This window comes from Chromobacterium vaccinii (genome assembly GCF_000971335.1).
Classification (GTDB): domain Bacteria; phylum Pseudomonadota; class Gammaproteobacteria; order Burkholderiales; family Chromobacteriaceae; genus Chromobacterium; species Chromobacterium vaccinii.
The window spans coordinates 1-15,724 of record NZ_JZJL01000069.1 but is presented as its reverse complement, the minus strand read 5'-3'; the positions used below and the strand labels follow the sequence as shown (position 1 = coordinate 15,724).

Here is a 15,724-nt window from a genome sequence, read left to right as displayed (position 1 = left end):
GCCGCCGGGCTGGCTGCGCGCGCTGCTCGCCGCGCTGCGGCCATCGCGCGAGCAGACCCATCAGTTGGCGCTGGGCCTGGGCTGGTGCCTGCTGCCGGAACAGGACTGGGACAAGGTCGCCATCGGCGACGCGCTGCCCATCCACGGCATGGCGGATGCGCTGGACTGCCTGTGGCTGCATCCGGAAGCCAGCCCGGGGCGGGTGAGGCTGTTCGACGCCGAGCGCGCGGTCGTGGAAGCCCCGTCCCCGGGCCTCGATCAAGTCCCGTCCGGCACGCTGCGCCTGGCCGTGGAGGCCGCCGCCATCCGCGTGAGCGCCGACGCGCTGGCCGACTGGGAAGCCGGCAGGGAAATCGCCGCGCACGCCGCCGCCCACCCCATGCTGCGCCTGACCGCCCAAGGGCGGCTATGGGCGCAGGGCCAGCTGCTGCGGCTGAGCGATGGCTGGGCCGCGCGTATCCTGGCGCGCGGATAACACCTTCCGGGCCCATCCCGGCGCCCGCCTGGCCCTCCCAAATCATCCTTCATCGAATAGTCAAATCCGAAAGGTCGGCCACTTTTCGGAAAGACCCCTCCATCGAAGCGGCGGAGAATCCGCCGCAACCATCCGCCATCCCCCTGTATTTTCAAAGGAAACCACATGGTCAACAGCGTCAACTTGAAAGCCTGCACCACAGGGGCCCAGCTCAGCGAAATCCGCGCCGAAGCCGGAGGCGGCCCAGACAAGGTCGTTTCCTCGGAAAAAGGCGTATCGCTGGACCAGGCCCAGGAAGCGGCCGTCAGCAACAGCCGGCTGTTCGAAGCCGGCGTCAGCATGATGATCCTGGACGACCCGGGCCAGATCGGCCGCGTGTTCGACGACTACGGCGCCAAACTGGCGTCGGTGCTGACGCCCTTGTTCGCCGACGACGCCAAGGCCTGCAACAAACCCGACGCGGTGATGTTCAACGGCAAGCCAATGGCGCTGCGCGACGTGTTCCGCACCACCCTGGTCGGCCCGCTGACCTCGCCCGCCTCCGACCAGATCGGCAGAAAGACGACCTCCGGCGGCAGCGGCGAAGACTGGATCCACACCCAACTGTCCAGCCCGCTGATGCGCGAGCAAGGCGGCGAGCTGAAATACGCGGACCAGAAAGGCGGCAACGACTTGCTGACCAAGATCAAGGCCGCCAGCTCCTTCGGCACCACCGTCTGGCAGCTGCTGAACGACAAGACCCACGGCAAACAGAATGGCGAGGCCCTGCGCGACATGCTGGCGCCGCTGGGCGGCTCGCAGCAGCGGGATTGCGTCGCCCGTTTCGACGAATTCAAGAGCCGAACCCGCACCGAGCGCTTCGACGACGCGGTCAGCCGCATGCGCAGCGAGCGGCCGCTGCAGGTGGACTACCAAGTGGATTACTCGTCCGCCGGCGATCATGGCCTGGGCTTCGGCCGGGTGGCGGTCACCGCCCATGACAAGGACAACCAGCCGGCGCTGGATGCGCTGCTGGGGCACGATCCAGACAAAGGACAGCGCTACGCCAACATCAACGGCGTGCCGCGCCAGGGCGCGCCTATTGAATCGGATCCGGGCAAACTGCCCACCCGGCCGTTCACCATGTCGCGGGCGGAAGTCGAAAAGCTGCCCGAGGCCTACGCCAAGCTGCAATTCGGCGACAAGGGCGGCTTCCAGGAACTGCTCAAGCAGCATGAGTTTCCACACGGCACCGGCGTCAATCGCTGGCAGCCCTACGGCACCTTCGCCACCGAGTCCAATCTGCGCGGCCTGCCATCCGCCGGCGCGCAATCCGGCGGCACCTGCGACACCCTGCTCGCCCTGCACACCTTGAGCGACGAAGGCATCTACAACCGGCCCGACATCGTGGAGCCGGCCACGCTGGGCGTCGCCGCCTTCATGAACTTCGGCGCCTACCACACCTTCGCCGAGACCATTCCGATCGGCATGTCGGTGGCCAACGACGACGACGAGTACAACCCGTCCTCCGGCACCGCCAGCGCCTATGGCGAAGCGCTGCAAAAGCAGGGAAAGCTGCAGGACCTGCCCGATTACGCGACAGCGGAGCTGACCGCGCCGGTGCACACCAATCTGCAGCATGACGCGCTGTACGACCGCCTGGCCAACCTGGTCGGCCAGCATGCAGGCGCCGGCATCGCCGGCCATGTCGCCGACCTCTCAGAGGCGCACAAGAGCACGCTGGAAGCGCTGCGGAGCGAGCATCCGGAATTGCGGGAAACCCCGCAGATCCAGACCACCCGCCTGGAGCTCGGCCAGATCGGCCAGCACGTCTGACCCCCTCCCTCTCCGCATGCATGGCACGCCCCAGCGTGCCATTTTTTTCCGCGGCGCCCGTTGCCGCCAGGCCGGCCAGGGCGGCGGAAACCCCGCCGCCGACCAAACGCCTGGAAACCGAAAGGCGCGGCCTTTTTTCGAAAGTCGGCCGCCGCGGCCGGGCCTAGCATCGATTCCAACATCACCCGTTCCAGAAAAGGAGCCCGCATGAACCAGCAGTCGACCCATCCGCTGCAGAGCCTGATGCAGGACCTGCAAAACCGCCAGCAAGGACTGGGCGAGCAGCTGCGCACCTTCCAGGCGCTGCAGGACGAAATCGCCGCCCTGCAGCGCCGCGCCCCGCACGACGCCCAGGCCCGCCAGCGCCTGGACCGCCTGGGCCGCGCCATGCAAGGCGAACTCGCGCCGCTGAACCAGAAGCTGTCGCAATGCGTGGAAAGCTTGCACGGCAATTTCAAATCGCTTGAGGAGTCGCTCAAGCGCGCAGGAGAGGGAGCGTCGGGCAAACCGGCCGCTCCGCGCAAGACCGGCCCGCTGCTGGGCCGCACTTTCATCTGAACCGCAAAGAGGATAACGCCATGTCTTTCGCCACCAACTTCGCCACCAGCAACCCCATCGCCAGCTCCACCGACTACGAAAACTACGTCGACAACAAGGCCGGCCAGGGCGACTCCATCATGTCCCAGGGCATTTCGGTGCTCTACAAATTCATGACCCTGTTTTCCGACCTGGCCCAGGGCAAATACGACCAGATGAGCGCCAAGGCCGACCGCGCGCGCAATTCGCAGCAGGCCGCCAACCAGGTGGACGCCATCATTTCCAAGCTGGCCAAGGCCGACGACAAGGGCGATTTGCCGCCCGAAGTCATCCAGTACCTGAAAGACCACCACATCAGCATCACCGTGCAGAACGACGGCACTAACTCCACCAGCGACATCATGGCCTATCTGAAAAGCATCGGCCACGAAGACGGCAAGGGCCTGGACAAGGGCCAGCTGGACGTGATCAAGGGCGCGCTGGACGCCGACTCCGGCCGCTGCTCCGACTTCGTCACCCAGGCCCAGCTGCAGATCCAGAAGACCATGCAGTCGTACAACGTCTGCGTTAGCCTGATCAACAGCATGCAGTCGCTGCTGGCGGAAATGAACAAGTCCATCGCCCAGAACATCCGCTAAGGAAACGCATCATGGCTATCGCAACCAGCTTTGCCGGCGGCGTTCCGGTCGCCGCGTCGGCCGGCTACGAGAACTACGTCGACAGCAAGGCCGGCCAGGGCGACACCATCATGTCCCAGGGCATCTCGGTGCTCTACAAGTTCATGACGCTGTTTTCCGACCTGGCCCAGGGCCGCTACGACCAGATGAGCGCCAAGGCCGACCGCGCCCGCGACTCGCAGCAGGCCGCCAACCAGGTGGACGCCATCATTTCCCGGCTGGCCAAGGCCGACGACAAGTCGCCGCTGCCGCCCGAGGTGATCCAGTACCTGAAGGACCATCACATCGCGGTGGAAGGCAAGTCCATCGACGACTACCTGAAAGCGAACAACCCCGCCACCGCCTTTCTGGAAAAGCTGCGCGAACGGATCGCGCAGGCCGGCCCGGAGGGGATGCGGTCGGACAGCTGGCAGGATGTGGTCAGCTATATGGACCAGCAGGGCATCAAAGTCGACGGCAAAAAGTGCTCCGACTACATCTGGGGGCTGCCGGAAGTCGGCCAGCGCAGCTACCAGAACATCAGCCGGGACCACATGCAGCACATCGCCGATACGCTGGCGGCCGCGTCCGGAGGATTGGACAAGGGCCAGCTCAGCGTGATCAAGGGCGCATTGGAAGCCGACTCCGGCCGCTGCTCCGACTTCGTCACCCAGGCCCAGCTGCAGATCCAGAAGACCATGCAGTCGTACAACGTCTGCGTCAGCCTGATCAACAGCATGCAGTCGCTGCTGGCCGAGATGAACAAATCCATCTCGCAGAACATCCGCTAACGCCATGGAGGACACGCCGATGCAAGACGATCTGGACACGGTGCGGGATTTCTTCGCCCAGGGCGGCACGCTGCAGGCGCTGGTGAACCTGGATCCCGCCGACCTGGACCGCGTCTACGCCTACGCCTGCCAGCTGTTCGACGCCGGCGACTACGCCGGGGCCAAACGCTTCTACCTGATGCTGGCCCGCCTCAGCCACTGGCAGTTCGATTACTGGCTGTCGCTTGGCCTGTGCTGCCAGCGGCTGGGCGAGCACACCGAAGCGATCTTCTGCTTCGGCCAGGCCGGCCTGCTGCGCCTGGACGACCCGCGCTCCGCCTATCTGGCCGGCCTCAGCCACCAGTTGAGCGGCAATCGGCCGCAGGCGGCCAAGGCGTTCGCGGCGGCGCTCAAGTGGTGCGCGGCCAGACCCGAATACGCCGAACTCAAGGCTGAAATACAGCAACAAGCCGCCTCATGCCCCAAGGAGGAACACGCATGAACTCCATCACCGAAACCTTTTCCGCCGTCCCGCTCGGCGAGCTGCGCCGTCCGGACGAAACCGACGGCGCCGCGCCCAGCCAGCGCGTAGGCGCCGGCGCGCTGGACCCGCTGTCCGCCCCCAATGCCCGCGGCCGTGAGGCCAACGCTAACCGCGATTTCCACTCCCCGCCCCCGCCGCGCGAAACGGCGACGCTGCGCATGGCCGAAGGCGCGCTCAACCGCATTCTGGCGGTGTTCGGCCCGCGCGAGAACGGCAAGCCCATCACCCTGGCGCAGCTGGAACGCACGCCGATGGAGGCGATGAGCCTGGCCGCCTCGCTGCTGGGCGTCAAAGCCCTGGGCGACAGCGCCGACCTGAAATCCCTGGCGCTGGAAATCCGCACCCAGGGCGCGGAAAACCTGCGCCTGCGCCAGAACGAAGACCTGCGCAAGCAGGTGGACAAGGCGATAGAAGACTCGCAGAAGGCGCAGAAAGCCGGCATTTTCTCGGCCATCGTCGACTGGGTCGTCGCGATTGCCGAAGTCGTCAGCGGCGTCCTCAAGATCGCCGTGGGCTGCTTGACCGGCGCCGCCAACAGCGTGGCCGGCGGCGCGATGGACTTGGCGGCCGGCTGCGCCGGCCTGGTCAAGGCCATGTGCTCCACCCTGGCGCTGATCGATCCCAAGAACGCCGAGCGCTACAAGGAAGTGGGCGATGTGGCCGGCAAGGTGCAGCTGGCGTTTGAGATCGCCGGCATGTGCGTGGACTTCATCAGCGTGGGACGCGGCGTGATGGCGGCCAAGACGGTAGCCAACACCACCAAGACCGTGGTGGAGAAAGGCGCCGGCGAGCTGCTGGAAAACACCATCAAGCAGGCTTCCGGCGCCGCCGGCAAGGAAGTGGCCCAGGAAGTGATCAAGAATGTGGCGCAGCAGGTCGCCACGGAAGTCGCCGAGAAAACCGCCTCGGAAGTGGCGAAGAAGCTCAGCGAAACCGCCGCCCGCTTCTTCGGCCAGGGCCAGCTGCTGCAAGCCTTCAGCAAGCAGGCGATCGAAACCATGGTCTCCAAGGCCGTGGAAACCGTCGCCACCAAGGCGCTCAAGTCCGGCGCCGAAGCCACGGCGCAGGAACTGACCCGGCAGATCGTCAAGCAGGTGCAGCGCGAAATCGTGCAGGCGGCCGTCAGCGCTTGCCTGAAGAGCGCGCCCAACGTCGTCAAGACAGTGGTCGTGGCCGGGGTGCAGGGCTCCAACGGCATCGTCCAGGGCGCCATCGCCAAGGAGCGCGCCGAATTGCAGAAGATCGTCCAGCAGCTGATCGCCGAAGGCAACTTCATGCAATTCATGCTCGACGAGTTCGACAAGCTGAAAAAACGCGCCCGCGAAGACATCGGCCAGCTGATGGACGGCGCCGGCAAGGCGTTGGCCAGCGGCTCCGAAAGCCAGCTCAAAACCGGCGCGGTGCTCAGCAGCATCGCTGCCAGCATCGCCTGATCATACAAGGAGAAGCATCATGACATCCCCCATCACCTCCAACGGCGTAACCGGCGGCACGCCCGTGCTCAATGTTGCCGGCGACCAGGGCGGCGACGCCATCGGCCAGCTCAACGACCTGATGGTCCAGCTGGGCCAGCTGTTCGGCAAGCTGCGCGACCTGCTGCGCCAGTACAACCAGACCCAGCAGAACAATGCCTTCCAGATGCAGAAAACCTCGTTCAACACCCGGATGGACGCCATCGAAAAGGACTTCTCGGCGAAAAACGCCCAAGCCTGGGCCCAGATCGCCGGCGGCGTCACCCAGTTTCTGGGCGGCGTGGCGGGCGCCAAGGGCAGCGAGGCGTTTTCCCAGATCGGCCGCGGCGCGGACAGCATCATCCAAGGCAACGTCGGCTTGCACTTCAGCAATGGCCAGGCGCGCGAAGCCCAGGAGCAGCAAGCGGTGGCCGACTACCAGCACGGCCTGTCCGAGCAACTGCTCAAGCGCTCCGACGAGACACTGGAGAAGGCGCTCAAGGTGTCGTCCGACCTGCGCGAGATCCTGAGCACCCTCAACCAGGCGCATGAGCGCATCGCCAGCAGCGTGCGGTTCTCGTAAGGAAGACAGAGCATGGACGAGGTCACCCGCTTTCTCCAGGCCGAAGGCCTGAACCCGGCGCCGCAGCGCTTCCTGGACAGCGATTTCCTGCTGGGGCAGCGCATAGAGACCGGCAGCTACGCGCTCACCTACCGCCAGGAAGACGAACGCCTGATCCTGTGCGATTTCGCCGCGGTCGCGGCGGACGGCCAGGCGGTGCTGGCGCTGATGACGCTGCTGCGCCGCATGACGCGGGCGGTGCCGGCGCTGCGTTACGTCGACGCCATGATCCTGTCCTCTCCGCGCGACCCCAAACTGGACCAGACCCGACGCCGGCTGGCCGAGCTGATGCTGGCCGAAGGCGCCCAGCCGGTGCGGCTGGACGACGAGCTATGGCTGCGCTACCGCTGCCATTGAACGGCGCCGGCCTGCGGCTGGATCAGCTGGCCGCCGCGGACTACCCACGCTATCGCGCGCTCTACGGCGATCCCCGGGTGGCCGGTCCTTGCGGGCTGGACGACGGCGGCGAGGGCGCGCTGCGAAGCGGGTTCGACGCCGCGCGCACGCTTCCCCCCAGCCAAGGGCGCGCCTACGCGCTGCGCCATGCCGGCCAGGAGCGGCTGGCCGGCGTGTTGCGCCTGACGGACTGGGAACGCCGCGCAGGCCACCTGACGCTGAGCTACACGCTATGCCCGACGCTCTGGGGACGGGGCCTGATGGCGGGGTGCCTGTCCCCGCTGCTGCCCTGGCTGTTCGCCGGCGGGCTGGGCGAGCCCATCCACCGCGTCCAGGCCTGGGTGCTGTCCGGCAACCAGCGTTCGCGCCGGCTGCTGGCCAGCCTGGGCTTTCAGCACGAAGGGACGCTGCGCGGGATGCTGCGGCTAGCGGACGGCCGCCATGACATCTGCGCCTACGGCTTGCTCGCAGCCGATTTGCCAAATTCCCAGCCGCTTTGCCAAAGCGGCCAATCTGGCCCGGCGCCATGCTGGGGCCTCCACTCCAAGGAAATTCCCGCATGAATCACCCCGCCGCTCATGTTCCCCAACACGACGCGCTGGCCCGCCATTGCCGCGACATCATGGAAGGACGCAGCAGCCTCGCCTCGCTGGGCGGCCTGGACGCCGCCGCGCTGGAAGCCATCTACGCGCGCGGCTACGACGCCTGGAATGCCGGCGATGTTGACGCCGCCACCTCGGACTTCGGCTTCCTGGTGCTGCAACAACCGCGCGACCGCCGCTTTCACTTCGCCTTCGCCTGCGCGCTGCAGCAGCAGGGCGAGCTGCATCATGCCCTGGCATTCTTCAGCTACGCCGCCTCGATGCAGGCTGACGATCCCTTCGCCGTCTTCCATATCGGCGAATGCCTGCTGCGGCTGGACGAGATCGAGGGCGCGCGCGACGCGCTGGATGCCGCCATCGCCCTGTGCTACGGCCAGGCGGACAAGCCAGGCCATCACGCGCTGCGCCTGCGCGCCGAAGACCTGCTGGCCAAGTTGAACCACTGACCCGACAAAGAATCAAGGAAAGGAAAACGCATGGAAGCTTCAGTACGCATCTCCGGCTCATCGATTCAAGGCGTCCAGCCCAACCAGCCGGCCAGTCTCGCCAACAGCATCGGCGTCCAGTGCGACGACATCGGCATTTCGGCGCCGCGCGTCCCCGGCGAGATCAAAGACGCGCCGGATCTGGCGCAACTGGATAAAAACGCGAAGGAAGCCGCCGACAAGGCCAAGTCCTGTGGCGTGGACCTGGCCAAGCGCAACTTCATCGTCAAGGCGCTGGGCTTCGTCGGCGCGGCGGTGGGCCTGGGCGCGGCCATCGCCGTCACCGTGCTCACCGGCGGCGCCGGCGCGCCGCTGCTGGCCTTCGCCGGCGTCGGCTTCACCATGGCGCTGGCCGACGCCTGCTGCGCGCTGCACGACTGGCGCAGCAAGGCCGGCGGCGGCAGCGGCCTGCCGATGGAGGGCGACAGCATAGGCAACGCCGTCTACGCCATCGCCAAGCGCTGCAAGGCATCTGACGACACGGCGATGAAAGCCGGCACCTACACCTCGCTGGGCATACGCTCCGCTCATCTGCTCGGCGGCCTGCTTACCGCCTACCTCGACCCTGCCACCACCGCCGGCACCGCCAAGCAGGTCGTCACCGTGCTGGGCACCCTGGTCACCCCCACCCTGGGCGAAATCGGCAAGCATGTCGCCGCCAGCGCCGCTCTGCGCGCGGCGGAAAAGGGCAAGCAGGAGAAAGCGGAAGCCCAGGCGCAGGGCCAGATAACCGCCGCCACGCCGCTGCTGCAACAAACCCAGGCATTGTCCGCCCAAAAGACCGAGGCGGAACAAGCGCTGGCCAAGCACAAGACCCAGGCCGACCAGGCGCTGAACGCCATGCTGCGCGAGCAAGGCGCGGACAACCAGCAAATCGGCATCCTGCAGTACTATGTCAAGCAGCTGGAAGACAAGCTGGCCGAACAAAGCGCCGCCCTGGCGCGGCACGCGGTAGTCTAAAGCCGAAGATCGTCGATCAAGCGCCCAAAACAAAACCCCCGCCAAGGCGGGGGTTTGTCGTTCCGGTTCCGCCCATCAAGAGCGGAAAAGGATTACTGGGTCTTCAAGCCGAAGGAATCAGCGGTCGCCTGGGCGGTTTTCGCTTCTTCTTCCAGCAGGGCCTTGATGGACAGGCGGATGCGGCCGCGGTCGTCCATTTCGATGGCCTTGACCTTAACCACTTGGCCTTCCTTCAGGTAGTCGGACACATTCTTGATGCGCTCGTTGGCGATCTGCGAAATGTGCACCAGACCGTCCTTGCCCGGCAGGATGGAAACGATGGCGCCGACGTTGTTGTCGAGGATCTTGACCACGGTGCCTTCGTAGACCTTGCCCACTTCGACTTCAACGGTGATCTCTTCGATGCGCTTCTTGGCCGCTTCCGCGCCCTCGTTGCTGACCGAAGCGATGGTGATGGTGCCGTCTTCCTCGATGTTGATCTCGCAGCCGGTGTCCTTGGTGATGGAGCGGATGGTTTCGCCGCCCTTGCCGATCACTTCGCGGATCTTCTCCGGGTTGATCTTCATCACGTACAGGCGCGGAGCGTGGGCGGACAGCTCTTGCGGGCCGTCCACGGCTTCCTTCATCAGGTCCAGGATGTGCAGACGGCCTTCCTTGGCCTGCTCCAGCGCAACCTGCATGATTTCCTTGGTGATGCCCTGGATCTTGATGTCCATCTGCAGCGCGGTGATGCCGCCGGCGGTGCCGGCCACCTTGAAGTCCATGTCGCCCAGGTGGTCTTCATCGCCCAGGATGTCGGTCAGCACCGCGAAGCGGTTGCCTTCCAGGATCAGGCCCATGGCGATGCCGGCCACGTGCGCCTTCAGCGGCACGCCGGCGGACAGCAGCGACAGGCAGCCGCCGCACACGGAAGCCATCGACGAGGAGCCGTTGGATTCGGTGATTTCCGACACTACGCGCATCGAGTAGCCGAATTCGTCTTCCGGCGGCAGCACCGCTACCAGCGCGCGCTTGGCCAGGCGGCCGTGGCCGATTTCGCGGCGCTTCGGCGGGCCCATGCGGCCGGCTTCGCCGGTGGAGTACGGCGGGAAGTTGTAGTGCAGCATGAAGCGTTCGGTGTACTCGCCGGCCAGCGCGTCGATGATCTGCTCGTCTTGCTTGGTGCCCAGGGTGGTCACCACCATGGCCTGGGTCTCGCCGCGGGTGAACAGCGCGGAACCGTGGGTGCGCGGCAGCACGTTGCTGCGGATGCTGATCGGACGCACGGTGCGGGTGTCGCGGCCGTCGATGCGGGCCTCGCCGGCCAGGATTTGGCCGCGGACGATTTCAGCTTCCAGACCCTTGAAGATGCCCTTGATCTCGTTGGCCTTCAGGGTATCGGTGTCTTCGTTGATCAGGCCGGCCTTGACCGCGGCCCAAGCTTCGTTGATGGCCACGGTGCGGGCTTGCTTCTGGCGCAGGCGGAAGGCTTCGGCCAGCTTCTCGCCGGCGATGCCGCGGATCTGGGCGATCAGCTCTTCGTTGGCGACCGGAGCGGCCCAGTCGAACATCACCGGGTTCACTTCGTCGGCCAGCTCGTTGATGGCCTTGATCGCCGCTTGCATCTGCTCATGGCCGAACACCACGGCGCCCAGCATCACGGTTTCCGGCAGCTCCTTGGCTTCCGACTCAACCATCAGCACAGCGCGCTGGGTGCCGGCGACGACCAAGTCCATCTGCGAGGTTTGCAGTTCGGTCTTGGTCGGGTTCAGGATGTATTCGCCGTTGGCGTAGCCGACGCGGGCGGCACCGATCGGGCCGGCGAACGGCAGGCCGGAGATGGCCAGAGCGGCGGAGGCGCCGATCATCGCCGGGATGTCGGAATCCACTTCCGGATTCAGTGACAGCACGGTGGCGACGATTTGCACGTCATGGTAGAAGCCTTCCGGGAACAGCGGGCGGATCGGGCGGTCGATCAGGCGGCTGGTCAGCACTTCCTTCTCGGATTGCTTGCCTTCGCGCTTGAAGAAGCCGCCCGGGATCTTGCCGGCGGCGTAGGTGCGCTCAAGGTAGTCGACGGTCAGCGGGAAGAAATCCTGGCCCGGCTTGACGTTCTTGCCGCCGACGACGCTGACCATGACGACGGTGTCGTCAACGGAGACAACTACGGAACCGGACGCCTGGCGGGCGATTTCACCGGTCTCCAGGGTGACGGTCTGGCGGCCGAGCTGGAACGATTTGGTGATCTTGTTGAACACGAGGGTTTCCCTATCTTTGGTTCACTGATGAAAATGCGCGAGCAGATAAAACAACGGGAACCCCTAAAAATTCTGACCTGATGAATGATCGGAATTTGTAGAGGCTCCCCCCGTTGTCACGATAGTTGAACTCGCACAGCTGTCGGTGTGAAAAAGTCGCAGCTCGCTGCGACTTTTTCAGAACCGTATACCGATTACTTGCGCAGGCCCAGACGGGCGATCAGCGCGCGGTAGCCTTCAGCGTCGGTGCGCTTCAGGTAGTCCAGCAGACGACGACGACGGCTAACCAGCTTCAGCAGACCACGACGGCTGTGGTGGTCTTTGGTGTTGGCCTTGAAGTGCGGGGTCAGGTCGTTGATGCGTGCGGTCAGCAGAGCGACTTGAACTTCGGACGAACCAGTGTCGCCTTCAGCGCGTTGGAAGCCCTTGACGATTTCTGCTTTTTGAGCGGCGGTCATTGCCATTTGGATTACTCCGTTTCAATAGGGGTTTGAAAACCCGACAAGTGCGGCGAGCCGGAAGACCCAACCCATTCCACACTTCGGTAAGCGGCGAATCAGGACGCCTCCGCCTGGTTCGCCAGGAGCCGGATCGGATGCAGGCGGCCATCGCCGCGAGCCTCGCCCAGCCCCACGAATTTCCGGGAAGACTGTTGGTAAACCCGGAAACGCTGCATTTTCTCACACTTTTGTTCAAAACGCACGGGCTGGCCCTGAAGAAACTTGCCGATCTCGCCATCGGCCAGCTCCAGCTGCGGGAAATGCATCACCAGCACATCCGCCGGCATCAACAAGGCTTCTCGGCCCGGCATGTCCAGCAGCTCCAGATCGGCCAAGGCATGCGACTGCTCCAGGCCGAAGCCGCCAGTGGCGGTGCGGCGCAGCGCGGTCAGATGCGCGCCGCAGCCTAGCGCCTCGCCGATGTCGCAGCCCAGGGTGCGGATATACGTGCCCTTGGTGCACAGCACCTCGATCTCGGCCGACACGCCGTCGAATGACAGCAGTTCCAGCTTGCGTATGGTGACCCGGCGGGCCTCGCGCGGCACCTCGATGCCGGCGCGCGCGTATTCGTACAGCGGCTTGCCCTGGTGCTTCAGCGCCGAATACATCGGCGGCACCTGGCTGATCTCGCCGCGGAAACGCTCCAGCACGGCTTCCAGCTGCTCGCGGCTGAAACTCACCGGCCGCTCGGACACTACTTCGCCCTCGACATCGCCGGTGGTGGTCACCGCGCCGAACTTCACCGTGGCGCGGTAGCCCTTGTCGGCATCCAGCAGATACGAGGAAAACTTGGTGGCCTCGCCCAGACAGACCGGCAGCAGGCCGGTGGCCAGCGGATCGAGCACGCCGGTGTGGCCGGCCTTGGCGGCGTTCAGCAGCCAGCGCGCTTTTTGCAGCGCGTTGTTGCTGGAAATGTCGTAAGGCTTGTCGATCAGCAGCACGCCATCGATCTGGCGGCGGTTGCTGCGCGGCTTGCTCATTCGGCCTTGCCCTCGCCGGCTTCGCCTTCGGCCTGCTCGCCGAACTTCTCCGCGTCTTCGCGCGCCACTTGGTTGATCAGGCTGGTCAGATGCATGCCGCGCTCGACCGAGTCGTCATAGACGAAATGCAGCTGCGGCATGCTGAACATCTTGATGGCGCGGCCCAGCTCGTTGCGCAGATAACCGGCGGAGCTGTCCAGCGCTTCCTGGGTGGCCTCGCGGGTGTTCTCGACCATCACCGTGTAATACACCTTGGCATGCGAATAATCGCGGGTGACTTCAACCGCGGTGATGGTGATCCAACCGGCGCGCGGATCCTTCAGGCCCTTGCGGGTCAGCTCGGCCAGCTCGCGCTGGATCTGCTCGGCGATGCGGTCCGAGCGGGAAAAACCTTTTTTGGCTTTGGCCATGTCACTTCCAGTTCTGTTCTAGCGGCACAGGGGCCTGTCCAACGTTTTCCGCTCCGGCGAGCGGCCAATACCGGCGGAGGCCTTGAACAGGCTCTTGCAGCCGCAAGCCGCGCCCCTTCCCTTGCGGAAAGGATTTCGCGGCGCATATGCGAAAAGGGCGAGCGCCCGCCGGCCATCCGGCCGACGAAACACCCGCCCCTGGCGTCCCGATTACAGGGAACGCGCGATTTCCACGATCTCGAACGCTTCCAGCTGGTCGCCTTCTTGGATGTCGTTGAAGTTCTTCAGCATCAGGCCGCATTCGTAGCCCTGCTTCACTTCCTTCACGTCGTCCTTGAAACGCTTCAGCGATTCCAGTTCGCCGGTGTGCACCACCACGTGGTTGCGGATCAGGCGGATCGAAGCGCTGCGCTTGATCATGCCGTCGGTCACCATACAACCCGCGATGTTGCCCACCTTGGAAACCGTGATCACCTGACGGATCTCGACGGTACCCAGGATCTGTTCCTTCTTCTCCGGAGCCAGCATGCCGGACAGCGCGGCCTTCACCTCGTCCACAGCATCGTAAATGATGTTGTAGTAACGGATGTCGACGCCTTCGTTCTCCGCCAGCTTGCGCGCGGCGGCGTCGGCTCGGGTGTTGAAGCCGATGACGATGGCCTTGGACGCGATCGCCAGGTTGACGTCGGACTCGCTGATGCCGCCCACGCCGGAGTGCAGGATGGATACGCGCACTTCCTCGGTGGACAGTTTTTGCAGGCTGCCCGCCAGCGCTTCGTACGAACCCTGGACATCCGCCTTGATGATGACGGACAAGGTCTGCACCTCGCCTTCGGACATCTGGGCGAACATGTTCTCCAGCTTGGCCGCTTGCTGCTTGGCCAGACGCACGTCGCGGAACTTGCCGGCGCGGAACAGGGCGATTTCACGCGCCTTCTTCTCGTCGGCCAGCACCATCGCGTCTTCGCCGGCTTGCGGCACGTCGGACAGACCCAGGATTTCCACCGGGATGGCCGGACCGGCCGAGTCGATCGCCTTGCCGTTTTCGTCCATCATGGCGCGAACGCGGCCGAACGACGTTCCAGCCAGCACCACATCGCCCTTCTTCAGCGTGCCGGACTGAACCAGCAGCGTGGCGACCGGACCGCGGCCCTTGTCGAGGCGGGCCTCGACGATGATGCCCTTGGCCAGGCTCTCCACCGGCGCCTTCAGCTCCAGCAATTCAGCTTGCAGCAGGATGGCTTCCAGCAATCCGTCGATATTGGTGCCCATTTTGGCGGACACTTCGACGAACTGGGTATCGCCGCCCCAGTCTTCCGGCACCACTTCATGCGATACCAGTTCCTGGCGGATGCGCTCGACGTTGGCGCCCTGCTTGTCGATCTTGTTGACCGCCACCACCATCGGCACCTTGGCCGCCTTGGCGTGGTGAATCGCTTCGATCGTTTGCGGCATCACGCCGTCGTCGGCAGCCACCACCAGCACCACGATGTCGGTGGCCTTGGCGCCGCGGGCACGCATCGCGGTAAACGCTTCGTGGCCCGGGGTGTCCAGGAAGGTCACCATGCCGCGCGGGGTTTCCACGTGGTAGGCGCCGATATGCTGGGTAATGCCGCCGGCTTCGCCCGCCGCCACTTTGGCGCGGCGGATGTAGTCCAGCAGCGAGGTCTTGCCGTGGTCCACGTGGCCCATCACGGTCACCACCGGGGAGCGCGGACGCTCAACCACTTCGATGGTCTCGCCGCCGGTCACTTCCAGGTAGGCTTCCGGATCGTCCGCCTGGGCGGCCTTGCCGATGTGGCCCATTTCCTCGACCACGATCAGCGCGGTTTCCTGGTCCAGCACCTGGTTGATGGTGACCATCATGCCCATCTTCATCAGCGTCTTGATCACTTCCACGGCCTTGACGGCCATGCGGTGGGCCAATTCGGCCACGGTGATGGTTTCCGGCACCAGAACCTCATGCACGATGGGTTCGGTCGGCGCCTGGAAGGCATGCTGGTTGTTGCCTTGCTTGTGCCGGCCCTTGCCGCGCGACTTCCAGTCGCTGCCGGCGTCGCCGCCCTTGGTCTTCAGACCGCGGCCGCCCTTCTTCTTGTCGTCCCAGTTGCGATCGCCGCCCTTCTTGCCGCCGCCTTTCTTGGCATCCGGACGACCGGCAACGGTAGCCGGAACAACGGGAGCGCCAGGAACGCCAGGAGCAGCCGGACGCGGGCCGCGGCTGTCGCCAGCCGGACGCGGACCACGATCGCCGGCGCCTGCCGGACGCGGACCGCGATTGTCG

At 65.2% G+C, this 15,724-nt stretch carries 17 protein-coding genes; 12 read left to right on the top strand and 5 right to left on the bottom strand.

Going from position 1 to position 15,724, the window contains the following annotated elements:
• The 12 genes from VL52_RS25105 to VL52_RS23595 all read left to right on the top strand — a co-directional run.
• Positions 1–475 (top strand): hypothetical protein (locus tag VL52_RS25105; protein WP_046158915.1); only part of this gene is annotated, 475 nt, incomplete at its 5' end.
• Positions 476–640: 165 nt separating this feature from the next.
• A complete protein-coding gene (locus VL52_RS21205; protein ID WP_052729454.1) occupies positions 641–2,290 on the top strand; it encodes a hypothetical protein in 1,650 nt (549 codons plus the stop codon).
• A gap of 207 nt (positions 2,291–2,497) precedes the next feature.
• Complete coding sequence (locus VL52_RS21200) at positions 2,498–2,848, top strand: hypothetical protein (RefSeq protein ID WP_046158914.1); 351 nt, start codon at positions 2,498–2,500, stop codon at positions 2,846–2,848.
• 20 nt (positions 2,849–2,868) lie between these two features.
• Complete coding sequence (sseB, locus tag VL52_RS21195; protein ID WP_046158913.1) at positions 2,869–3,465, top strand: type III secretion system translocon protein SseB; 597 nt, start codon at positions 2,869–2,871, stop codon at positions 3,463–3,465.
• 11 nt (positions 3,466–3,476) lie between these two features.
• Positions 3,477–4,274 (top strand): secretion protein EspA, encoded by a 798-nt coding sequence (locus VL52_RS21190; RefSeq protein WP_046158912.1) that lies wholly within the window; start codon positions 3,477–3,479, stop codon positions 4,272–4,274.
• 19 nt (positions 4,275–4,293) lie between these two features.
• Positions 4,294–4,755, top strand: a complete 462-nt coding sequence (locus VL52_RS21185; RefSeq protein WP_046158918.1) for a SycD/LcrH family type III secretion system chaperone — start codon at positions 4,294–4,296, stop codon at positions 4,753–4,755.
• The gene (gene sctE, locus VL52_RS21180; RefSeq protein ID WP_046158911.1) at positions 4,752–6,230 is read left to right on the top strand and encodes a type III secretion system translocon subunit SseC family protein; all 1,479 of its coding nucleotides are present in this window, start codon (positions 4,752–4,754) and stop codon (positions 6,228–6,230) included. The genes VL52_RS21185 and sctE overlap by 4 nt, the downstream gene beginning before the upstream one ends.
• Before the next feature lie 19 nt (positions 6,231–6,249).
• Positions 6,250–6,831: a type III secretion system translocon protein SseD gene (sseD, locus tag VL52_RS21175; protein WP_046158910.1), complete on the top strand. Its 582-nt coding sequence runs from the start codon at positions 6,250–6,252 to the stop codon at positions 6,829–6,831.
• A 12-nt stretch (positions 6,832–6,843) separates the two neighbouring features.
• Positions 6,844–7,227, top strand: coding sequence for a type III secretion system effector protein SseE (gene sseE / locus VL52_RS21170; RefSeq protein ID WP_046158909.1), 384 nt, complete (start codon positions 6,844–6,846; stop codon positions 7,225–7,227).
• The gene (locus VL52_RS23600) at positions 7,203–7,829 is read left to right on the top strand and encodes a GNAT family N-acetyltransferase (RefSeq protein ID WP_082113879.1); all 627 of its coding nucleotides are present in this window, start codon (positions 7,203–7,205) and stop codon (positions 7,827–7,829) included. Before sseE ends, VL52_RS23600 begins: the two co-directional genes overlap by 25 nt.
• Positions 7,826–8,314: a SycD/LcrH family type III secretion system chaperone gene (locus VL52_RS21160; RefSeq protein ID WP_046158908.1), complete on the top strand. Its 489-nt coding sequence runs from the start codon at positions 7,826–7,828 to the stop codon at positions 8,312–8,314. The genes VL52_RS23600 and VL52_RS21160 overlap by 4 nt, the downstream gene beginning before the upstream one ends.
• A 30-nt stretch (positions 8,315–8,344) precedes the next feature.
• Entirely contained in the window at positions 8,345–9,313 is a 969-nt protein-coding gene (locus VL52_RS23595; protein WP_052729452.1) for a hypothetical protein, read from the top strand.
• 92 nt (positions 9,314–9,405) lie between these two features.
• Here the strand turns inward: VL52_RS23595 and pnp are convergent, their stop codons facing one another.
• The 5 genes from pnp to infB all read right to left on the bottom strand — a co-directional run.
• Complete coding sequence (gene pnp, locus VL52_RS21150; RefSeq protein WP_046158907.1) at positions 9,406–11,550, bottom strand: polyribonucleotide nucleotidyltransferase; 2,145 nt, start codon at positions 11,548–11,550, stop codon at positions 9,406–9,408.
• A gap of 194 nt (positions 11,551–11,744) precedes the next feature.
• The gene (rpsO, locus tag VL52_RS21145; protein ID WP_021475822.1) at positions 11,745–12,014 is read right to left on the bottom strand and encodes a 30S ribosomal protein S15; all 270 of its coding nucleotides are present in this window, start codon (positions 12,012–12,014) and stop codon (positions 11,745–11,747) included.
• 92 nt (positions 12,015–12,106) lie between these two features.
• The gene (gene truB, locus VL52_RS21140) at positions 12,107–13,030 is read right to left on the bottom strand and encodes a tRNA pseudouridine(55) synthase TruB (RefSeq protein ID WP_046158906.1); all 924 of its coding nucleotides are present in this window, start codon (positions 13,028–13,030) and stop codon (positions 12,107–12,109) included.
• The gene (rbfA, locus tag VL52_RS21135; RefSeq protein WP_046158905.1) at positions 13,027–13,440 is read right to left on the bottom strand and encodes a 30S ribosome-binding factor RbfA; all 414 of its coding nucleotides are present in this window, start codon (positions 13,438–13,440) and stop codon (positions 13,027–13,029) included. Before rbfA ends, truB begins: the two co-directional genes overlap by 4 nt.
• Before the next feature lie 210 nt (positions 13,441–13,650).
• On the bottom strand, positions 13,651–15,724 hold a 2,074-nt coding region (gene infB / locus VL52_RS21130), incomplete at its 5' end, for a translation initiation factor IF-2 (protein ID WP_046158904.1).